The organism is Pseudodesulfovibrio sediminis, assembly GCF_020886695.1.
In the GTDB taxonomy this organism is placed as follows: Bacteria; Desulfobacterota; Desulfovibrionia; order Desulfovibrionales; family Desulfovibrionaceae; genus Pseudodesulfovibrio; species Pseudodesulfovibrio sediminis.
The window spans coordinates 1,954,630-1,970,815 of the sequence record NZ_AP024485.1 but is presented as its reverse complement, the minus strand read 5'-3'; the positions used below and the strand labels follow the sequence as shown (position 1 = coordinate 1,970,815).

The 16,186-nt window shown below is 56.0% G+C and carries 14 protein-coding genes; 8 read left to right on the top strand and 6 right to left on the bottom strand.

All coding sequences use genetic code 11. The features are described from left to right. The first annotated feature begins 7 nt into the window (after positions 1-7). From SRBAKS_RS09505 to SRBAKS_RS09495, 3 genes are read left to right on the top strand one after another with little or no spacing between them, the layout of a single operon-like run. On the top strand, positions 8-916 hold the full coding sequence (locus tag SRBAKS_RS09505) for a branched-chain amino acid ABC transporter permease (RefSeq protein WP_229590637.1): 909 nt from the start codon (positions 8-10) through the stop codon (positions 914-916). Then, positions 897-2,087, top strand: a complete 1,191-nt coding sequence (locus tag SRBAKS_RS09500; RefSeq protein ID WP_229590636.1) for an ABC transporter permease subunit — start codon at positions 897-899, stop codon at positions 2,085-2,087. The genes SRBAKS_RS09505 and SRBAKS_RS09500 overlap by 20 nt, the downstream gene beginning before the upstream one ends. After that, entirely contained in the window at positions 2,087-2,806 is a 720-nt protein-coding gene (locus SRBAKS_RS09495) for an ABC transporter ATP-binding protein (protein WP_229590635.1), read from the top strand. The genes SRBAKS_RS09500 and SRBAKS_RS09495 overlap by 1 nt, the downstream gene beginning before the upstream one ends. Positions 2,807-2,928: 122 nt before the next feature. On the opposite strand, the gene SRBAKS_RS09490 is transcribed toward SRBAKS_RS09495, so the two are convergent. Beyond that, the gene (locus SRBAKS_RS09490; protein ID WP_229590634.1) at positions 2,929-3,996 is read right to left on the bottom strand and encodes a lytic transglycosylase domain-containing protein; all 1,068 of its coding nucleotides are present in this window, start codon (positions 3,994-3,996) and stop codon (positions 2,929-2,931) included. A 97-nt stretch (positions 3,997-4,093) separates the two neighbouring features. After that, positions 4,094-5,284, bottom strand: coding sequence for a PhoH family protein (locus SRBAKS_RS09485; protein ID WP_229590633.1), 1,191 nt, complete (start codon positions 5,282-5,284; stop codon positions 4,094-4,096). A 316-nt stretch (positions 5,285-5,600) separates the two neighbouring features. On the opposite strand from SRBAKS_RS09485, the gene SRBAKS_RS09480 reads away from it, so the two are divergent. Further along, positions 5,601-6,233 carry a PilZ domain-containing protein gene (locus SRBAKS_RS09480; RefSeq protein ID WP_229590632.1) on the top strand — a complete coding sequence of 211 codons (633 nt, stop codon included), beginning with the start codon at positions 5,601-5,603 and terminating at the stop codon, positions 6,231-6,233. Here SRBAKS_RS09480 and SRBAKS_RS09475 read toward each other — a convergent pair. Next, positions 6,230-7,894: a glycosyltransferase family protein gene (locus SRBAKS_RS09475; protein WP_229590631.1), complete on the bottom strand. Its 1,665-nt coding sequence runs from the start codon at positions 7,892-7,894 to the stop codon at positions 6,230-6,232. The two genes, SRBAKS_RS09480 and SRBAKS_RS09475, sit on opposite strands and share 4 nt — an antisense overlap. Before the next feature lie 372 nt (positions 7,895-8,266). Here SRBAKS_RS09475 and SRBAKS_RS09470 point away from each other — a divergent pair, with 372 nt between their 5' ends. Together SRBAKS_RS09470 and dgt are read left to right on the top strand one after the other, a co-directional pair. Further along, positions 8,267-8,494, top strand: a complete 228-nt coding sequence (locus tag SRBAKS_RS09470) for a flagellar biosynthesis anti-sigma factor FlgM (RefSeq protein ID WP_229590630.1) — start codon at positions 8,267-8,269, stop codon at positions 8,492-8,494. Between the two features lie 240 nt (positions 8,495-8,734). Further along, complete coding sequence (gene dgt / locus SRBAKS_RS09465) at positions 8,735-10,066, top strand: dGTP triphosphohydrolase (RefSeq protein ID WP_229590629.1); 1,332 nt, start codon at positions 8,735-8,737, stop codon at positions 10,064-10,066. Positions 10,067-10,141: 75 nt separating this feature from the next. On the opposite strand, the gene SRBAKS_RS09460 is transcribed toward dgt, so the two are convergent. The 3 genes from SRBAKS_RS09460 to SRBAKS_RS09450 all read right to left on the bottom strand — a co-directional run bounded on the left by SRBAKS_RS09460 (position 10,142) and on the right by SRBAKS_RS09450 (position 14,571). Next, positions 10,142-11,764, bottom strand: a complete 1,623-nt coding sequence (locus tag SRBAKS_RS09460) for a methyl-accepting chemotaxis protein (RefSeq protein ID WP_229590628.1) — start codon at positions 11,762-11,764, stop codon at positions 10,142-10,144. Positions 11,765-11,958: 194 nt separating this feature from the next. After that, positions 11,959-13,845 carry a molecular chaperone HtpG gene (gene htpG, locus SRBAKS_RS09455; protein ID WP_229590627.1) on the bottom strand — a complete coding sequence of 629 codons (1,887 nt, stop codon included), beginning with the start codon at positions 13,843-13,845 and terminating at the stop codon, positions 11,959-11,961. A 117-nt stretch (positions 13,846-13,962) separates the two neighbouring features. Further along, entirely contained in the window at positions 13,963-14,571 is a 609-nt protein-coding gene (locus tag SRBAKS_RS09450; RefSeq protein WP_229590626.1) for a MerR family transcriptional regulator, read from the bottom strand. A 288-nt stretch (positions 14,572-14,859) separates the two neighbouring features. Here SRBAKS_RS09450 and SRBAKS_RS09445 point away from each other — a divergent pair, with 288 nt between their 5' ends. Both SRBAKS_RS09445 and SRBAKS_RS09440 read left to right on the top strand, forming a co-directional pair. Next, a complete protein-coding gene (locus SRBAKS_RS09445) occupies positions 14,860-15,333 on the top strand; it encodes a DoxX family protein (RefSeq protein WP_229590625.1) in 474 nt (157 codons plus the stop codon). 77 nt (positions 15,334-15,410) lie between these two features. Continuing rightward, entirely contained in the window at positions 15,411-16,115 is a 705-nt protein-coding gene (locus SRBAKS_RS09440) for a hypothetical protein (protein ID WP_229590624.1), read from the top strand. Positions 16,116-16,186 lie beyond the last annotated feature (71 nt).

Below are 16,186 nucleotides of genomic sequence, written 5' to 3'. Positions count from 1 at the left end.
GAACCCCATGGACTTTGAATTTTTCTTCCAACAATTGATCAACGGCATCACGCTCGGAGGCGTTTACGCTCTCATTGCGCTGGGCTACACCATGGTCTACGGCATCATTCAGCTCATCAACTTTGCGCACGGTGAGTTCTTTGCTGCCGGTGGGTATATGGGTGTGATCCTGATTTCCTATCTGTCCGCGCAAGGGCTGCATCCCTATGCCTGTCTGGGTATCTCGCTGGTTCTCGCCATGGGATATTGCGCCCTGCTCGCCATGGCCGTGGAACAACTCGCCTACAAGCCCCTGCGTCAGGCCTCCCGCCTGGCCGCGCTGCTTTCGGCGCTGGGTATGTCCATTTTTCTGCAAAACGGCCTCATGCTCACCCAGGGTGTGTATGACAAGGCCTATCCCACTGAGATCACTTCCGGCGGAGTGGAGTGGGGCCTGATTTCCGTGTCTTACATGCAGATGTTTATTGTAAGTCTGACCGTGCTGTTGCTGCTCGGACTCAATTTACTGGTCTTCAAGACTCGTATCGGTCGGGCCATGCGCGCCACGTCACAGGACAAGGTCATGTCCGCGTTGGTGGGTATCAATTCCAACCGCATCATTGCCATCACTTTCGCCATCGGCGCGGCCCTGGCAGCCGCAGCCGGCATCATGGTGGGACTGTATTACGGCTCGGTCAGCTATTCCATGGGCTTTGTGCCCGGCATCAAGGCCTTTGCCGCTGCCGTGCTCGGCGGGATCGGCAATATCACCGGTGCACTCGTGGGCGGACTGATCATCGGCATGGTCGAGATCTTTGCCGCCGGCTATATTTCTGGCGAGTATAAAGACGTGTTCGCCTTCATCATCTTGATTGGTGTGCTGTACTTCAAGCCCACCGGCATCATGGGAGAGAACGTTGACGATACACGAGTCTAAAAAATTATGGCTGGCCTGCGGGGTCGGTCTTGTCTGGTTCCTGATCCTCCTCTGGCCGATGCTCGGCATCCAGCCCGACGGGTTGGAATTCGGCACGACCTTCAAGGTCTTTGGCTACGTGGCTGTGGCCGCGGTTTTTGTGATGTTTTTTTATCAGGTCAAGGAAGCGGGCTACATCGATGCTGTCGGCGATCCTGTGAAATCCGCTTCGGGCGGGCTGCAGGCCCTGTATGCCAGGACACCGCGTTGGATTCTGTTGTCCATCGTCCTTGGCGTGGCCATTGTCTTTCCTCTGGTTACGGGCCGGTACGCGCATGATGTCGCCATTTCGGTGCTTATCTACATTTGTCTTGGACTCGGCCTCAATATTGTGGTCGGCCTGGCCGGTCTTCTTGACCTCGGCTATATCGCTTTCTACGGAGTCGGTGCGTATACCTATGCGCTCATGAGTCTTCATTTCGGCCTGTCGTTCTGGCTGTGTCTGCCCATCGCAGGGGTCACGGCCGCCATTGCGGGCAGCATCGTCGGCTACCCGACGCTCCGCATGCGTGGTGATTATCTCGCCATCGTCACTCTGGGATTCGGTGAGATCGTCCGTCTCATCCTGAACAACTGGATGAGCCTGACCAACGGTCCTAACGGCATCCTGTCCATCCCCCGGCCCGATCTGTTCGGCTTTGGCTTCAAGCCTCTGTGGTCAATGTATTATGTGATACTGGCCATTGCCATTGTCACGATCCTGTCGGTCTACCGCCTCAACTATTCACGTATCGGACGTGCCTGGGAGGCCATCCGCGAGGACGAGACCGCGGCCGAGCTCATGGGCGTGAACACCTTTCTCCTGAAGCTGCTGGCCTACGCCATGGGCGCGACCTTTGCCGGTTTCGCCGGAGCCTTCTTTGCCGCGCGCATGAAGTTCGTCGGCCCTGAATCCTTCTCCTTCCTGGAATCCGCCATGGTACTCGCCATGGTCGTTCTCGGCGGCATGGGGTCCATCCCCGGCGTCATTCTCGGTGTTCTGGCCCTGGTGGCTCTGCCTGAGGTCTTTCGCGAACTGGAACTTTATCGCATGCTCGTCTTTGGTGGCGTCATGACCTTGATGATGCTTATCCGGCCCGCTGGTATCTGGCCCGCGAAACGGGTTGGCCGTCGTTCCGAGGAGGCCGAATAATGTCTGCTACACCTATCCTCGAATTGAAAAACGTGGTGTCGGCCTATGGCCGCATCCAGGCGCTCAAAGGCATCTCCATCAAGGTGTTCGAGGGCGAGATCGTTTCCATCATCGGTGCCAACGGAGCGGGAAAGTCCACCACGTTGATGACCATCTGCAATATCGTCAAGGCGGTTGAAGGTGACATCATGTACAAGGGCAACCGCATCAACAACATCGGTTCGGAGATCCTGCCGACCATGGGGTTGTGTCAGGTGCCGGAAGGGCGGCGCATCTTCCCCCGGCTGACCGTGCTGGAAAATCTGGACATGGGCGCGTTCTTCCGAAATGACGCCAGCGGCATGAAGGATGACATCGAGCGCGTGTTCGAACTTTTCCCTAAACTGCGTGAGCGGCGCAAACAGCTAGGCGGCACCCTGTCCGGCGGCGAACAGCAGATGCTGGCCATGGGCCGTGCGCTCATGAGCCGTCCCAAGGTGTTGCTGCTGGATGAGCCGTCCATGGGACTGGCGCCGCTGCTGGTGAAGCAGATCTTCGACATCATCAAGATGATCAACAAACAGGGGGTCACAGTCGTTCTGGTGGAACAGAACGCCAACCTGGCCCTGCAGGCCGCCCAGAGAGGCTATGTGCTTGAAACCGGCACCGTGGTCATGGAAGATGACGCCGACAAGCTCTTGAGTAATCCTGACATCAGAAAGGCGTATCTCGGAGATTAGTCACGCGAGGCTGTGTGCAACGGCATGCTCTGCAATCAATACGAAAGGCCGCCCATATGGGCGGCCTTTTTCCTTTGGGGGCTGTTCATTGTAGCGCGGCTTCTGCGTGAAGCCGTGCCATGCTATCGAGTGACCCGGAGTTTCTGGCCTGGGTGAATATTCGATTTGGTCGTCAATTTGTTCAGCTTGCACAGTTGCAACAGCGACATGTCGTGAATGCGCGCAATGGCTGTGAGTGAATCCCCTCGCTTGACAATGTAGGTCTCTGGCTTGATGGATTTGCGATATTTGGCAATCAGCGGGTGATACCTCTGGGCAAAGTTGGCGGCCGCGCCTTTGGGCAGAAAAATGAGGTGTTCGCCTTTGGGAATGACCTCGCACAACAACTGCGGATTGAGATCCTTGATGGTCTTGTAGTAGGTGTTGGCGGCCTTGGCCACGATAGTCAACGGAGTGGGGTATTTGACCGAGAGTTTGATCCGGTCGAAAGCCAGCGGTTTGTAATAATCTTCGGGCCGCAGATCAAATCCGTATCTGGCCGGATCGGAGAGGATGAGCTTTGCTGCCACGGCTCGCAGTACATAGCGTTGGGTTTCTCGCGGCAGATGCAGTCGGTAGTAGTCCTTGACCTCCTGCTTTTCAACCTGCGCCTCCAGGCCGTGTTCTCCCATGTTGTAGGCCGCACTGGCCATGGTCCATGACCCGAACAGGTCGTGCAATTCCTGAAAATAGGTCGCAGCCGCCTTGGTGGAAAAGTAGAAACTGCGTCGTTCGTCGATATTCCTGTTTACGGTCAGGCCATAATTCCGCCCGGTGGACGGGATGAACTGCCAGACTCCCCGCGCGCCTTTGTTGGACCCGGCATGCGGTTTGAGCGCGGACTCGATGACTGCGATGAACTTGAGGTCGTCCGGCATGTCCTCTGCCCGGAGCATGCTCTCTATGTACGGAAAATACCGGCCGGTGCGTTTGAGCCAGAGGATGACCTGGGCACGATCCCAGAGCATGAGCAGCAGCTCCTTTTCCAGTCGTTCCCGTACATCGGTCAGGTGGAGCGGGACAGGCTCGTTGCAGAATTCCAGTGGTCCCGTGATGCGGATGGCCGATTCCAGCGAGGGGAATGTCGCAGTCTGCAAAGGCTCGGACAGAGTCGGTTGCTGAGCGGGAGCAACCGTAACCAAGAGGAGCAAAAAGGAAATCGCCAGAAGCGGTAGAGAAGTATGCCTGAACACCATTTACTCCATGGCTCTTCTGCGCCGGGCTGAATACCCGGCGCAGAAGGAATGGTTACAGTTTGGATTTGAGCACGATGTCCGTAATGGGACCGCGAGAGCGGTCGCCCTTGAGAACCATGTGCGCATAATTCTTATAGCCCTTGAGCTTGCGTACTGTCCAGTTCAGACCGTTATTTGACTCGTTGAGGTATGGATTATCCACCTGACGCGTGTCGCCCAGACAGATACATTTGACGCCTTCGCCCATGCGGGTAAGCAGGGCGCGGGTTTCACCGCGAGACAGGTTCTGCATTTCATCCACGATGACCACGGCATTCTCGATGTTCATGCCGCGTAGAAAGGCCACGGGTTGAATCTCGAATTTTTTCGGATTGAATTTGAATGAATCGTTGGTCACATCCGCGAAGACCCGATTGGCTGGCCTGATATCATGCAGCTTGATGAGGAGGTCCTGCACATACTTGATGTAAGGCAGCATTTTCTCCTCGATATCGCCGGGCAGGTAGCCCATCTTGGCTCCGATCTCCACCACCGGCTTGACCAGATAGATTTTGCGGTAGGGGTTGTCCTTGCGTTCCAGCATCAGATAGAGCGCGGCGGCCAGGGAGAGGAAGGTCTTTCCGTATCCCGCCTCGGACTGAATGGACACGAGGTCAATGCCCTCGCAGAGCATCAGCTCAAAGGCGAGGTTCTGGTAGACGCTTCTTGGTTTAACGCCCCATATCTCGTTGGTGTAACCGATTTCTTTCGGTCCGTTGGGACCATGGAAAACCGGAGTGCCGTTTTCCCATTTGAAGCAGTTGTGTACCGGATCATCCTGCTCGTCCACAAAGCCGGTATAGCGTTGGGACTCGGACCGGAACGGGTCGGAGTCCCGATATTCCTCGCACGGAATGCCATAGCATCCGGCCTTGATCTTGAGGATGCGGTCATTGGTGATGAGCGCCGCATCTTCATGCCCCATGTGGAGAATCTCTTTCAGGATGCGATCATCCATCACGTCATCCGTGAGGGTAAGCGCGAAATCGGGCGGGAAGATGTGGACGTGTTCGTCTTGCAGGATGGCGCGCACAGCCTGGGATACGATGTGTCCTATGCGCGGGTCTTTTTTGAGGCCGTCGAGTTCTGTCAGGACGGTATATGGAATATATACCTGGTTTTCCACCCCGTTTCTCAGGGCAGTGATACATTTCGGGTTTTCAATGAGGACGTTGGTGTCGAGGACAAAGTGCTTCTGGGCCATAATCCCCCGTCCGTGGGTTTGATGTTGATTCTCAAGGTTCATAAACAACTGTGTCTCCGTTGCCGGAATCAGCGAATCAATTTCATCTTCACCTCCGATAAGGTTCCCAACTACTGACAAAACTATGTCGATTATTCGAGAAAAAGTCTAGAAACAAATTGCCTGAACACGTCCCCCACATCATGACGGCAGTGTGACAATCAGCGTGGTCACGACCACAAGTAACTGAAAATTATAACCGGCTGGACGGAAAGTCACGCACGCGGTATGACAGTAGAAACCCCATTGTCTGGCTGACTCAAAAGGACTGTTCAAGATGGCTGAAATCTGTACCCTGTTCATACTTACGGACACACCAAAGACCTATGGTGACGAGATATATCCGGAGGGCACCAAGGCCGTGTTTGTGAAGTCCATCAAGGTCATGCTGTCCCATCTCAAGGCCACGCATATGGCCGGGCTGATACTGGAAGTGGACAAAGTCATGCACGCCTCGCGAGACGACCGGAATACCTTGTTCAATTATGCCGGAGTGTTTCCCATCCTGCGGACAAAGCTTAACCCCAGGCATGGATTTGTGGCCTATCTTGATGACAAGAAGAGCTTCTTCGACAATCTGTTCGAGGCCATGGGAAAACGCAGCCGGAGTCATGAACGCAAGGACGTTGACCTTGCCTGTTGCCTGGCCGTTGAAAACGACCCCATCATAACCTGTCCCGTTTCAGGGGCGGTCATGGATGTCTCGCAGGGCGGATGCCATCTTGTGTTGAGCGATGTTTTTCCTGAGGAGCAGTTTGTCCACCTGCGTATTGACGGGCTGACAGGTGCGAGGCCGATTTTTTCCAGCGTACGCTGGACCCTGCAGGACCCGGAAAGCGGCGCGACAGCCATGGGCCTCATGTTCATTGATCTGACCGACGATCAACTGCAAACCATACAAGAACTCTAAGATGTTTTCTGTGTGATCTTCCTGATCAGCAGACCGGAGGGGTCGCGTCCTTTGAGGACGCGAAGGAAGGCGTTTTCCTGCCCCTGACGCCGTGCAATCTCATGCGCCACCTGCAACTCCTCAAGTCCGGATTCAAGGCGATATGAGCGCAGGTTCGCCAGAGCTATTTCCAGTGCCAGACGCCACTCGTCCCGTTGATGCAGAGTCAGTATGGAGAGAAACCCCACACGAGCCTGTTCCGTGCCCATCACCGGTTGCAGGATGGTGTCGAGCATCCGCAGGGTGGGAATATCCTCCGGCTCGTCCGCCAGAATGGCGAGCAGGCACTCGGCCGCGGTCATGGGGAGATGGCGTGCGGGATCAAAGTTGAACCCGGGCCGAACAAGCATGCCCCGCCGTTGCAGGTCTGTCGCCCAGAGTGTGAGCAGGGTCTTGCGGTCGTTCGGTGGTGCGGCTCGCTTTTCTGACGCTTCAAGGTGGCGATACCAGAAGGCCTTTGCCCCATCAAAATGGTCGACCCTGAGCGCGGCCATGGACGCGGCCAGATTGAGTTCGGGCACGGTCTCGTATTGCTTTGCGGCCAGGAGCGCCCTGGTGTTCGTCTTCAGCAGTGGGTGCATTTCGGCCATTGCCTGTACTCGGAGTGTGGCCGCGGCGACCTCTCCATCCTTTTCTACCCCGTCCAACAGGTCGAGCACTTCCTTGACCGAGCTGGCGAACTGTCCCGCCTCCCACAGACTGCATACGGAGAGCGCGGTCCATTTGGCGGCTTCACCGCCTGTGGCCCGATTGCGGTTGGCGTTTTTGGCATAGTCCACAATGCGCTGCATGCGGTGCTCCGGTAGGTGCTCGGCGCGCACACGGGCATGGGCGGCCTTGGCCATGGTTCGGGTCAAGCGGTCATTGGACAGGTACAGGGCCAGTTTTTCGCCCAGCTCGGCAATGTGGCTGTACGTATCCATCTCCCGGCCCGGCTCGAAAAGCTCTTCCTGTTCGCTGCCGATGGTCTGGCCGAGCACCATGCAGCCGCACGATGCGCCCTCAAACAGCCTGAAATTCACTTCGCCGAAAATGGATTCATTGGGGATTATGCGGGAGTTGCGGTACAGCTCCATCATTTTGGGAAACGGTACGGCGTCCCGGATGGCCGGATTAAAGGCCGCGGCGCGCTCCTGTAAAAATTCCACCATCCATTTGCGGGCAGGGCGCTGATCCGTTATCCGCCCCACAAAAGTCAGTCCATGTTCGCGCTCTTCCCACGGCATCCACTCCTGCTCCTGCCCGAACCACGGCAGCCAGCGCACATCGCGTGCGCCCCGGCCCGCGATTTTCGGAATCCACGCTTTCTGCGTGGAGCATACGAGATCGAAGAGACGGGCATAGCTGTCATGCCAATGGCCGTTGAGGTGGGGGTCGATACACCAGAAGAGCAGGGGACAGTCCACCGCGTCCAACCCGGTGAGCAGGGAGCGCACCCCCAGGCGTTCGACCTGAAGGACGAGGTCTGGGGTACAGTCATGCTCTTCAAGCGCCTTCGGGAGATCGAAAAAAGGCAAGGGCGAGGCGGCGAGAGTCAGGATTGTGGAGCCAGTCATTCTGAACGCGTCCACAAGCTGCGGAGGGGCGTCGATGAGGCAGATCGTGTGCATGCTTTTTGCCATGCCCAGTCCATACACCGTTTTGTCATCACTTGTCATTGTCTGTGGAGCGCAAAGCCTTGAATAGGGCCGCAAAAGTCGGTTTCAGGGGCTTTTATCGTTGAAAATACGAAACTGTAATATGTCAAGATTATTGAATAAAAGAATATATAGAAAAGTGACTGCCACCCCTAAGTATTCCACCCGGATTGTCCGATAAGAATATCAACCGCGAGCCTGTCCGTGTGACAGGCATACGCAGCAACCATCCTGCTGGTTGCGAGAGAAGTTGTCCGCATGGATGCTGGCAATGGCTGTCGCAGCGGGGTGAGGGGAGAATCCCGGGAAGGAAGTGAGACACCTTCCCACTGACTTCAATAACCCAGGGAGGGGTTAATGAAGGGTTATGACGAGAGCCGCGCTGACCGTGTGGCAGATATTGAGACCGACAAGGTCTTCGAGGATTTCGAAGCCACGCAGTCGGACCGCCTTCACAGGGAGGAACAGGAGGAGCGCGCCCAGCGTATCGCCCGGCTCAAGGCCGAGGTGACTGCCGGCAGCTACGAGCCTGACGTCATGGATATTGCGAGGTTGTTGACCTCGGCCATGGATCCAACGCTGTAGGCCGAAAACGAGAAAGCCCGGAGAAATCCGGGCTTTCTCGTTTTCGGCCCACTGTCCCAAGCCTCCTGTGATCGGGGAGGTGGCGGTGTCCTGGGAGCGTGGCATGTCGTTTTGTTGCTGCCGCTTTCATAGTCGTTAAGAGGGGTGACGTGGGGAATGGAACGGTGTTGACCCTGTGGGCGTTATGGGTGAGTATTGGCGAAATAAGTATGAACCCTTTCACCTTCTTGAGGATTATGCATGGCCTCCGATGTGTTGCGTATGGACTGGTCCAGGTTGCTTGAGACATCCCGGTATGGTCGGAACGATGGAAATACGGGGATTCGCAGCCCGTTTCAGAAAGATATCGACCGTATCATTTTCAGTGACCATTTTCGGCGGCTGGCCCGCAAGACACAGGTGCATCCTCTCAATGAGAATGACCACATCCATTCACGTTTGACGCACAGCCTGGAAGTCGCTTCGGTGGGCAAGAGTCTGGGCGAGCTGATCGGAGTCTATCTGGAGGAAAAGGGCGAATTGCCAGAGGCGTTGCAGCCGACGGACGTGGGCGAAGCGGTGCAGGCCGCCTGTCTGGCGCATGATATTGGCAACCCGCCGTTCGGGCATAGCGGCGAAGAGGCCATCAAGGACTGGTTCAAGTCCAAACACGACATCTTTCGGCATATCGGGCCGGAGTACGAGGCTGATTTCACGCGGTTCGATGGCAATGCCATGGCCGTGCGGATTCTGCTCAGCACCGGATTTCAGCGGATCGGCATGAGCCCCACCTATGCAGTGATCGGTGCGTTGCTCAAATATCCCTGGCCTTCGTTCAAGGCCGCAAAGGACAAGTTCAGCTATTTTCAGACCGAGGCCGAGGCCATGGAGAAGGTGGCGGACACGCTCGGCCTGATTCGCCTTGACGGTCGGTACTCGCGCCCGCCGTTGGCCTACCTGACCGAAGCCGCCGATGACATCTGCTATCGCATCATCGACATCGAGGACGGCACCGAGATGGGGATTCTGGACGAGCAGTTCATGTATGATCGTTTTGCCAGGGCGCTCGGCCTGGATTCCAGTGGACGCTATGCGTGGCTCCCGGAGGCCCATTTCAGGCAGCGGAACAGCGTGCTCCGGGCCAAACTCATCAGTGAAGCCACCCAGGAGGCCGCGGCCCTGTTCGAGGTCTACTACGATGAGATCATGACCGGCACTTTTGACGTGAAATCCAGCCTCATGGAGAAATCCGTGACCGGCATCTGCCGGACGATTCATGACGTGTACGAGCAGACAAAAGGCACCCTGTTTCTCTCACGTCGCAAGGCGACATTGGAGTTGGGCGCACAGAATGCCCTGGGGCGTCTGCTGGACCAGACCATGGCTGATGTCGATAAGTTCTGTCACGCCAGGCAGTCCGGTCTCAACGACAAGATCAAGGCGCTCATAGGCCCCGAGGCCATGGACGATATCTCCGGTGAAGACAGCCATTGCCAGTACAAGGTCATGATGACCATTGTGGACTACATCTCCGGCATGACGGATCACTATGCCACAAATCTGTGCCGAAAGCTGCTCGGGCTGGGATACTGATCTACCTGTTTTTTCGCGAAACAAAGCCCCCGGACTCTGCGTTGTTCGGGGGCTTTGTCAATCATGGGGATATGGCTAGAATCGATCGAAACCGTCATCCCCTTCAGGCAGCGACTGTGGGGTATGCGCCACCTTGTCATCGTTAACGCGGAAGAAGCTTACAGCCCGTTGCAGTTGCTGAGCCTCGGCAGCCAGGCTTTCTGACGTGGAGGCCACTTCCTCCGAGGCAGAGGCGTTCTGCTGCACCACACGGTCCAGTTCCTGAATCGCGCTGTTAATTTGGGAGGCTCCGGCATCCTGTTCATTGGAGGCGGCGGTGATCTCCTGAATAAGTTCGGCAGTCCGCTTGATGTCCGGGACCATATGGGCAAGCATTTCGCCCGCCTCTTCCGCCACTCGGACGCTGGAAGCGGACAGCTCGGATATCTCTCCTGCAGCCTGACCGCTTCGTTCGGCCAGCTTCCGCACTTCAGCTGCAACCACCGCAAATCCCTTGCCATGTTCACCGGCACGCGCCGCTTCAATGGCCGCGTTCAGAGCGAGCAGGTTGGTCTGACGGGCGATATCTTCGACAATGGAGATCTTTTCTGCGATCTGCTTCATGGATTCCACGGTGGAGGACACGGCTGTCCCGCCCTTTTCCACATCCTGAGCTGCCTTGAGGGCAATACCTTCAGTCTGACGGGAATTCTGGGCGCTCTGCTGGATGTTGGAAGTCATTTCTTCCATGGATGAGGCCACTTCTTCCACGCTGGCAGCCTGATTGGACGCGCCCTTGGACAGGCTTTCAGCCGCACTGGTCAGTTCCATGCCACCACCAGCCACACTGGCACTGGAGGACTGGACGTTGACAACGACACTCTTGAGCTGAGTAAGCATATCATCCATGGCAACGGAAAGCTGGCCGAATTCATCCCTGCTGTTGTCATCAAGGGTATGGTTCAGGTCACCTTTTGCGATTTCCTTGGCGAAATCGACACACTTGGCGAGCGGCATGACAATGGACTTCGCTATGAGCAGGCACAGCGGAACGACCACTACGGCCAGGCCGATGAGAATGGCGATTCCGATCCACATAACCAGTGTGCGCGTGAAGCTGTTCAGGTCTTCTTCGATGGCTGCCTTCTTGTTGTCGATCTCATCGATATATACGCCGGTAGCCAGCAGGAGGTCCGAGGTGCCAGGCACCAACTGGACGTATGAGAGCTTGGGAGAAGGCTCTTTTTCACCAGGCTTGGGAAACCAGTAGGTGACGAATCCGCCGCCGTCGCGGGCCTTCTTCATCATCTCTTTTATATACATCGACCCTTTTACATCCTTGTTGTTCAAACGCATCTGTCCGATCATGGATGGCTTTACGCCGTGGGCTATGCAGGTGCCGTCGGTTCTGTAGCCGAAAAAATAGCCGGACTGGCCGAAGCGGACTTTCTGAATTTCGGATTGGAGCACATTCCAACGCGCGTCACCCGTGGCTTCGGAGAGGGCCAGCGCAGCGCTGGCTTTGGTGACCATTGTTTGAACCGTATATTGTAATGTCCGTTTGTAGCCGTCCAGCATGGCTTCTTCCGCTCTGGAGGTTCCGGTGGAAGAGAGGTTTATCATACCCCACCAGAACCCTCCACTGGCCAGGCTCGTTGAAAGAATGAGCAGAATAAGTAGCGCGAGAATGCGGGTTTTGATGCCGAAGTTCCGTAACATGCCGTCTCCTTCTTTACAGAGTGGGTCATAAATTCCCTCTCATTAGCTTTATACATATTCCAAAAATACTTATATAGACAGTAGAAACTCATTTAGGCACGGATTGGCAGCCCTGAGAGGGGAATGGGGATAAAAAAAGGCTCCGAACAGGTATCAACCTGTTCGGAGCCTTTGCATGTATCTTTGGGAGAAGGTTATTTGTTGGTTTCCACGTACCAGCCGCTGGATTTGGTCAGCAGGTCCTGCACCCGGCCCACCAGGGCGTGGGGGTCGGTGAGGTAACCTTCAAGCAGCAGGGCGGACTCGAAGAGCTGGTTTGCGGCCTGATCGATAAACGGATCGTTTTCGTCTTTCTCCAGAATGGTCAGCATGTTGCGGACGAGCGGATGGTCGGGGTTGACCTCCAGCACTTTGGCGGGGATGGAGTGATCCTTGTGCATGACACGCATGATCTTGTCCATGGAAGAGGTGAACTGTCCGTCCGGGTTGGCCAGGCAGACCGGGGATTCGGACAACCGCGAGGAAGCCTTGACCTCGGTGACGGATTCGCCGAGCACGTCCTTGAAGCGGGCAATGAGTTTGTCCAGCGTGGACTGCTGCTCTTCATTGAGGGCTTCGGGCTTCTCCTCTTTTTCCAGGGACTCGAACTGGTCGAGCTTGGAGACATCGGCGTGTTCCGCTGCAACCAGCGTGTAGCCGTCGAATTCGCGCAGGGAGTCCATGACGAATTCGTCGATGGGCTCGAAGAGGTAGAGCACTTCGATGCCTTTCTTGCGGAAGACTTCGAGGTGCGGGGACAGGCCGAGCGCTTCGCGGCTCGGACCGTATGCGTAGTAGATTTCCTTCTGCTCTTCCCTGGCGCGGGAGATATACTCGGCAAAGGAGGTCAACCCTTTGGCGTCGTCGGATGCCGAGGAGTTGAAACGCACCAGCTTGCCGAACTTGTCCTTGTTCAGGAAGTCCATGTAGCCTGCCTTGAACAGTTCGCCGTGGATGCGCCAGAATTCGTTATAGCGATCCGCATCATCCTTGGAGAGCTTTTCGAGGTGGTTATAGACCTGTTTGACCAGCGTGGAGCTGATCTTGCGCATGAGGATGTTGTCCTGCAGGGTCTCGCGGGAAATATTCAGGGGCAGGTCTTCAGTGTCGACCACGCCCTTCATGAAGCCGAGATATTCGGGGAGCAGGTTCTTGTTCTGTTTTTCGATGAGCACGCGGCGCACGTACAGGTCAAGGCCCCGGTTTTCGCGACCCATGCCAAAGGGATCATCCCCGGACGGCGGAACGAACATGAGGGCATTGAACTGGACCGGCGCGTCCACCGAGGTGTGCAGGGTGTCAAACGGGTCCTCGGAGTCGTAGGTCAGGAACTTGTAGAACTCGGCGTACTGTTCGGACGTGATCTGGAACTTGGGTTCGCGCCACAGGGCCTGAATGGTGTTGACGCGCTTGTCGCCCACCAGAATGGGGAAGCTGATAAAATTGGAGTGCTTGTTGATGATGGTCTTGAGGTGCGCCTCGTTGGTGAACTGGTCGGCCAGATCTTCCTTGAGGGAGACCACGATCTCAGTGCCATGGGGCCGGTCGTCGTCTAGCTCCTGCAGCTTGTAGTCCGTGCGCCCGTCAGAGGTCCAGACCATGGTCTTGGCGTCTTCCTCGATACTGCGGGTGGTTACGGAAACTTCGTCCGCCACCATGTAGACGGAATAGAACCCGACGCCGAAGCGACCGATAAGGGCGTCGAGGGATTCCTTGCCTTCTTCGGCCAGACGGGCCAGCTCGGCCGTGCCGGAATGGGCGATGGTGCCGATGTTGCGCATGAGCTCGTCGCGGGTCATGCCGATGCCGGTGTCGGTGATGGTCACGGTCTTGGTTTCGGGATCTGCAGAGATACGGATCTCCGGGGCGATGTCGTCCGCACCGTCACTCTGTGCCTTGAAGCGGACCTTTTCCAGTGCATCGGATGCGTTGGAAACGAGCTCGCGCAGGAAAATTTCTTTGTTGGTATACAGGGAATGGACCAGGATATCGAGCAACTGGCTGACTTCAGCCTTGAACTTGTGGGTGGTTTTTTTACCCATTACAATACCTCCATGTGAGATGATATGAACGCCCGCCGGTTCAGCCTGTGGGGGCTGAACCGGCGGGACAATATGTAAGCGAGAGTGTTCGGAAGGGATCAAACCTCTGAACGAGGTTTAAGTAGACACAGATTTGATCTTGTCAAGGAGGTACTTTTCCATTTCCCGGCGATCCTTGCGCAGACGGACCATTTCCGCCTCCATGACAGCCAGTTTATCCTTGAGCACCTGGTTTTCGTTCTTGAGCGCCTCTGTCTCGGCTGCGGAGATCGTGATGCGCTCGGCAGCGTCTTCCAGCCCCTGCCGGATATCGGAAACATCGGGAGCGGTCCCGCCTTCTGGCTGGAGTACGCTGCGTATGCCTTCGCCGACTGACTTGGCGATTTCCAGCCCGATGGCCGCAGCCATTTTCATGGCTGGCTCCATGGCGTCAGAGGGGGCGACCAGAGGCGTGTCGTTTTGCAACGTGGCAGGGATGGCGTCTGCCTGCAGAGGGTAGTTGTGGGAAAGCTGGTCCATGACGTCGCGGGCGGTATGTCCTTCCTTGAGCAGGCGGGAGATGGTGCTGAAAATTTCAATGGCTTCGGGTTTGAACCGTTTCTGGCGACCGCGCCCAATGCTGGGCAGATGCTGGGCGAACCGGTTTTTCCAATAATGGACCGTGGATTCGGGCAAATCCAATTCGCGGGCGATCTCAGCCACGGAAAGCACTTTTTTACCACTCATACATTCCCCCTTTGACAACGTACAGACCTTGTTGTTCTTCATTGGAGTACAGAATATATACGGTTAATTCAAGAAAAAAATATCTTTATCCACTTAATATTAAAGATTTTTTAAGAAGTTGATCAAGGCAGTGACTGGTTGTGGTTGATATTCTTGATTTTTTCTAGACTTTTGGTAGAGAAAAAAATTTCACACCAAAGGTGCAGCATCTGGCACCACGTTCTCTGTATTTGCACTGACCGAAATAACCCCTTATGGTCTGGCACCGTGATTCAAGGAAGGAACAATATGTACGATTTTCTAACCGGCAAACACGCATATTTCGCGATCAGGCTGATCATGGGTGTGCTGTTCATATACGCCGGCGTCATCAAGCTCACCAATCCGGGGGGCTTTGCCATGACCATCAACCTCTACGGGGTGGTCACCTGGCGTATGTCCACCATCCTGGCCTATGTCATTCCGCTCATCGAGGTTATCACCGGATTGTGTGTGGTGCTTGATATCAAGGGGGCGTTGGGGGTGCTTGTGGTACAGTTGTTGGGGTTCATGTGTATCCTGCTCTATGCGCTGCATATTGGGCTGGAAGCGGATTGCGGTTGCTTCGGCACACCGCGCTCAACGACCAACGATCCTGTTGGACCGCTGGAGGCGTTTATTCGTGACGTCTGCATGCTGGGCGCCTGCATCCTCCTGTACTGGCAGCGTCGCAAAGGCGGGCATGTCCCTAGATCCGCGACCAGTTTGTTTTCCCGGTCGTGATCCGGGCAGTTTCGTCTGTGGCACTCCCTTCCTGAACCGCAATCCACATCACAACGAATGCAAGGAGGCGTTCCTTCATGAACAGTGAACGCATAATCGGTCTGGCAATCCTGTGTGTCTGCATGATAATCGCGACCCCGATCGCCTTGTCATGGAATAGAGCGTTACACCTGCGGATGCCGCATGTGCGTGTTTACAGGTGGGGCTATTACCTTGGGGCCATGGGCGTGATGGGTTACGGCCTTCTGGCTCTGGTGGCCACGGCACTGGTCCTGACAGGCGAAACCAAGGCCGTGGTCCTGGCCGCATTGTTCATTTTGTGCGCTGTACCGTTTTTTTTCATTATCCGTCGCAAACGGTGGGCCTGGATCGTGGGGACCATTCTTCTGTTCAATCCGGTCCTCTGGATCATCAACGCGATCTATGCGCGTCATCGCTGGGCCGAGATGCAGACGGAAGAGATCTCGGCAAAGGAGGAACGGGGCCGGGCTGCCGAGGAATTCGCTGCCGTGGCAGCCAGGAACGCCGAGGCCAGAGCCAGGGAGGTCCGGCCCGAAGGGGAAAGTGTCTCGTGGTGGGATGGGCTTTCCATGGCCACGCGTGCCTGGATCGTCGGCTCACTCTTCTGGATGGCCGTGGTTCTGGTGTATGTCGTTATTTTCAAACCGTATGGGGGGATGTCCACCCGCGATATCATCCATATGATCAAGGTGATGTTCTTTCCCCCGCTGGTGGCGAATGTGGGGTACTCCCTGTATGCGAAGTTTGTCGTGCGTCCATAGAGCGGCAGGCAGACCGCACAAAAAAGCCGCAGTCGACTGCGGCTTTTTTGTGCGGTCTTTATGGCAGTGAT

Bases quoted from the DNA above. Each gene is read 5' to 3' on its own strand.
- SRBAKS_RS09505 (WP_229590637.1), top strand. From the start codon at position 8: ATGGACTTTGAATTTTTCTTCCAACAATTGATCAACGGCATCACGCTC.
- SRBAKS_RS09495 (WP_229590635.1), top strand. From the start codon at position 2,087: ATGTCTGCTACACCTATCCTCGAATTGAAAAACGTGGTGTCGGCCTAT.
- SRBAKS_RS09485 (WP_229590633.1), bottom strand. From the start codon at position 5,284: ATGGCCCAGAAGCACTTTGTCCTCGACACCAACGTCCTCATTGAAAAC.
- SRBAKS_RS09480 (WP_229590632.1), top strand. From the start codon at position 5,601: ATGGCTGAAATCTGTACCCTGTTCATACTTACGGACACACCAAAGACC.
- SRBAKS_RS09475 (WP_229590631.1), bottom strand. From the start codon at position 7,894: ATGGCAAAAAGCATGCACACGATCTGCCTCATCGACGCCCCTCCGCAG.
- SRBAKS_RS09470 (WP_229590630.1), top strand. From the start codon at position 8,267: ATGAAGGGTTATGACGAGAGCCGCGCTGACCGTGTGGCAGATATTGAG.
- dgt (WP_229590629.1), top strand. From the start codon at position 8,735: ATGGCCTCCGATGTGTTGCGTATGGACTGGTCCAGGTTGCTTGAGACA.
- SRBAKS_RS09460 (WP_229590628.1), bottom strand. From the start codon at position 11,764: ATGTTACGGAACTTCGGCATCAAAACCCGCATTCTCGCGCTACTTATT.
- htpG (WP_229590627.1), bottom strand. From the start codon at position 13,845: ATGGGTAAAAAAACCACCCACAAGTTCAAGGCTGAAGTCAGCCAGTTG.
- SRBAKS_RS09450 (WP_229590626.1), bottom strand. From the start codon at position 14,571: ATGAGTGGTAAAAAAGTGCTTTCCGTGGCTGAGATCGCCCGCGAATTG.
- SRBAKS_RS09445 (WP_229590625.1), top strand. From the start codon at position 14,860: ATGTACGATTTTCTAACCGGCAAACACGCATATTTCGCGATCAGGCTG.
- SRBAKS_RS09440 (WP_229590624.1), top strand. From the start codon at position 15,411: ATGAACAGTGAACGCATAATCGGTCTGGCAATCCTGTGTGTCTGCATG.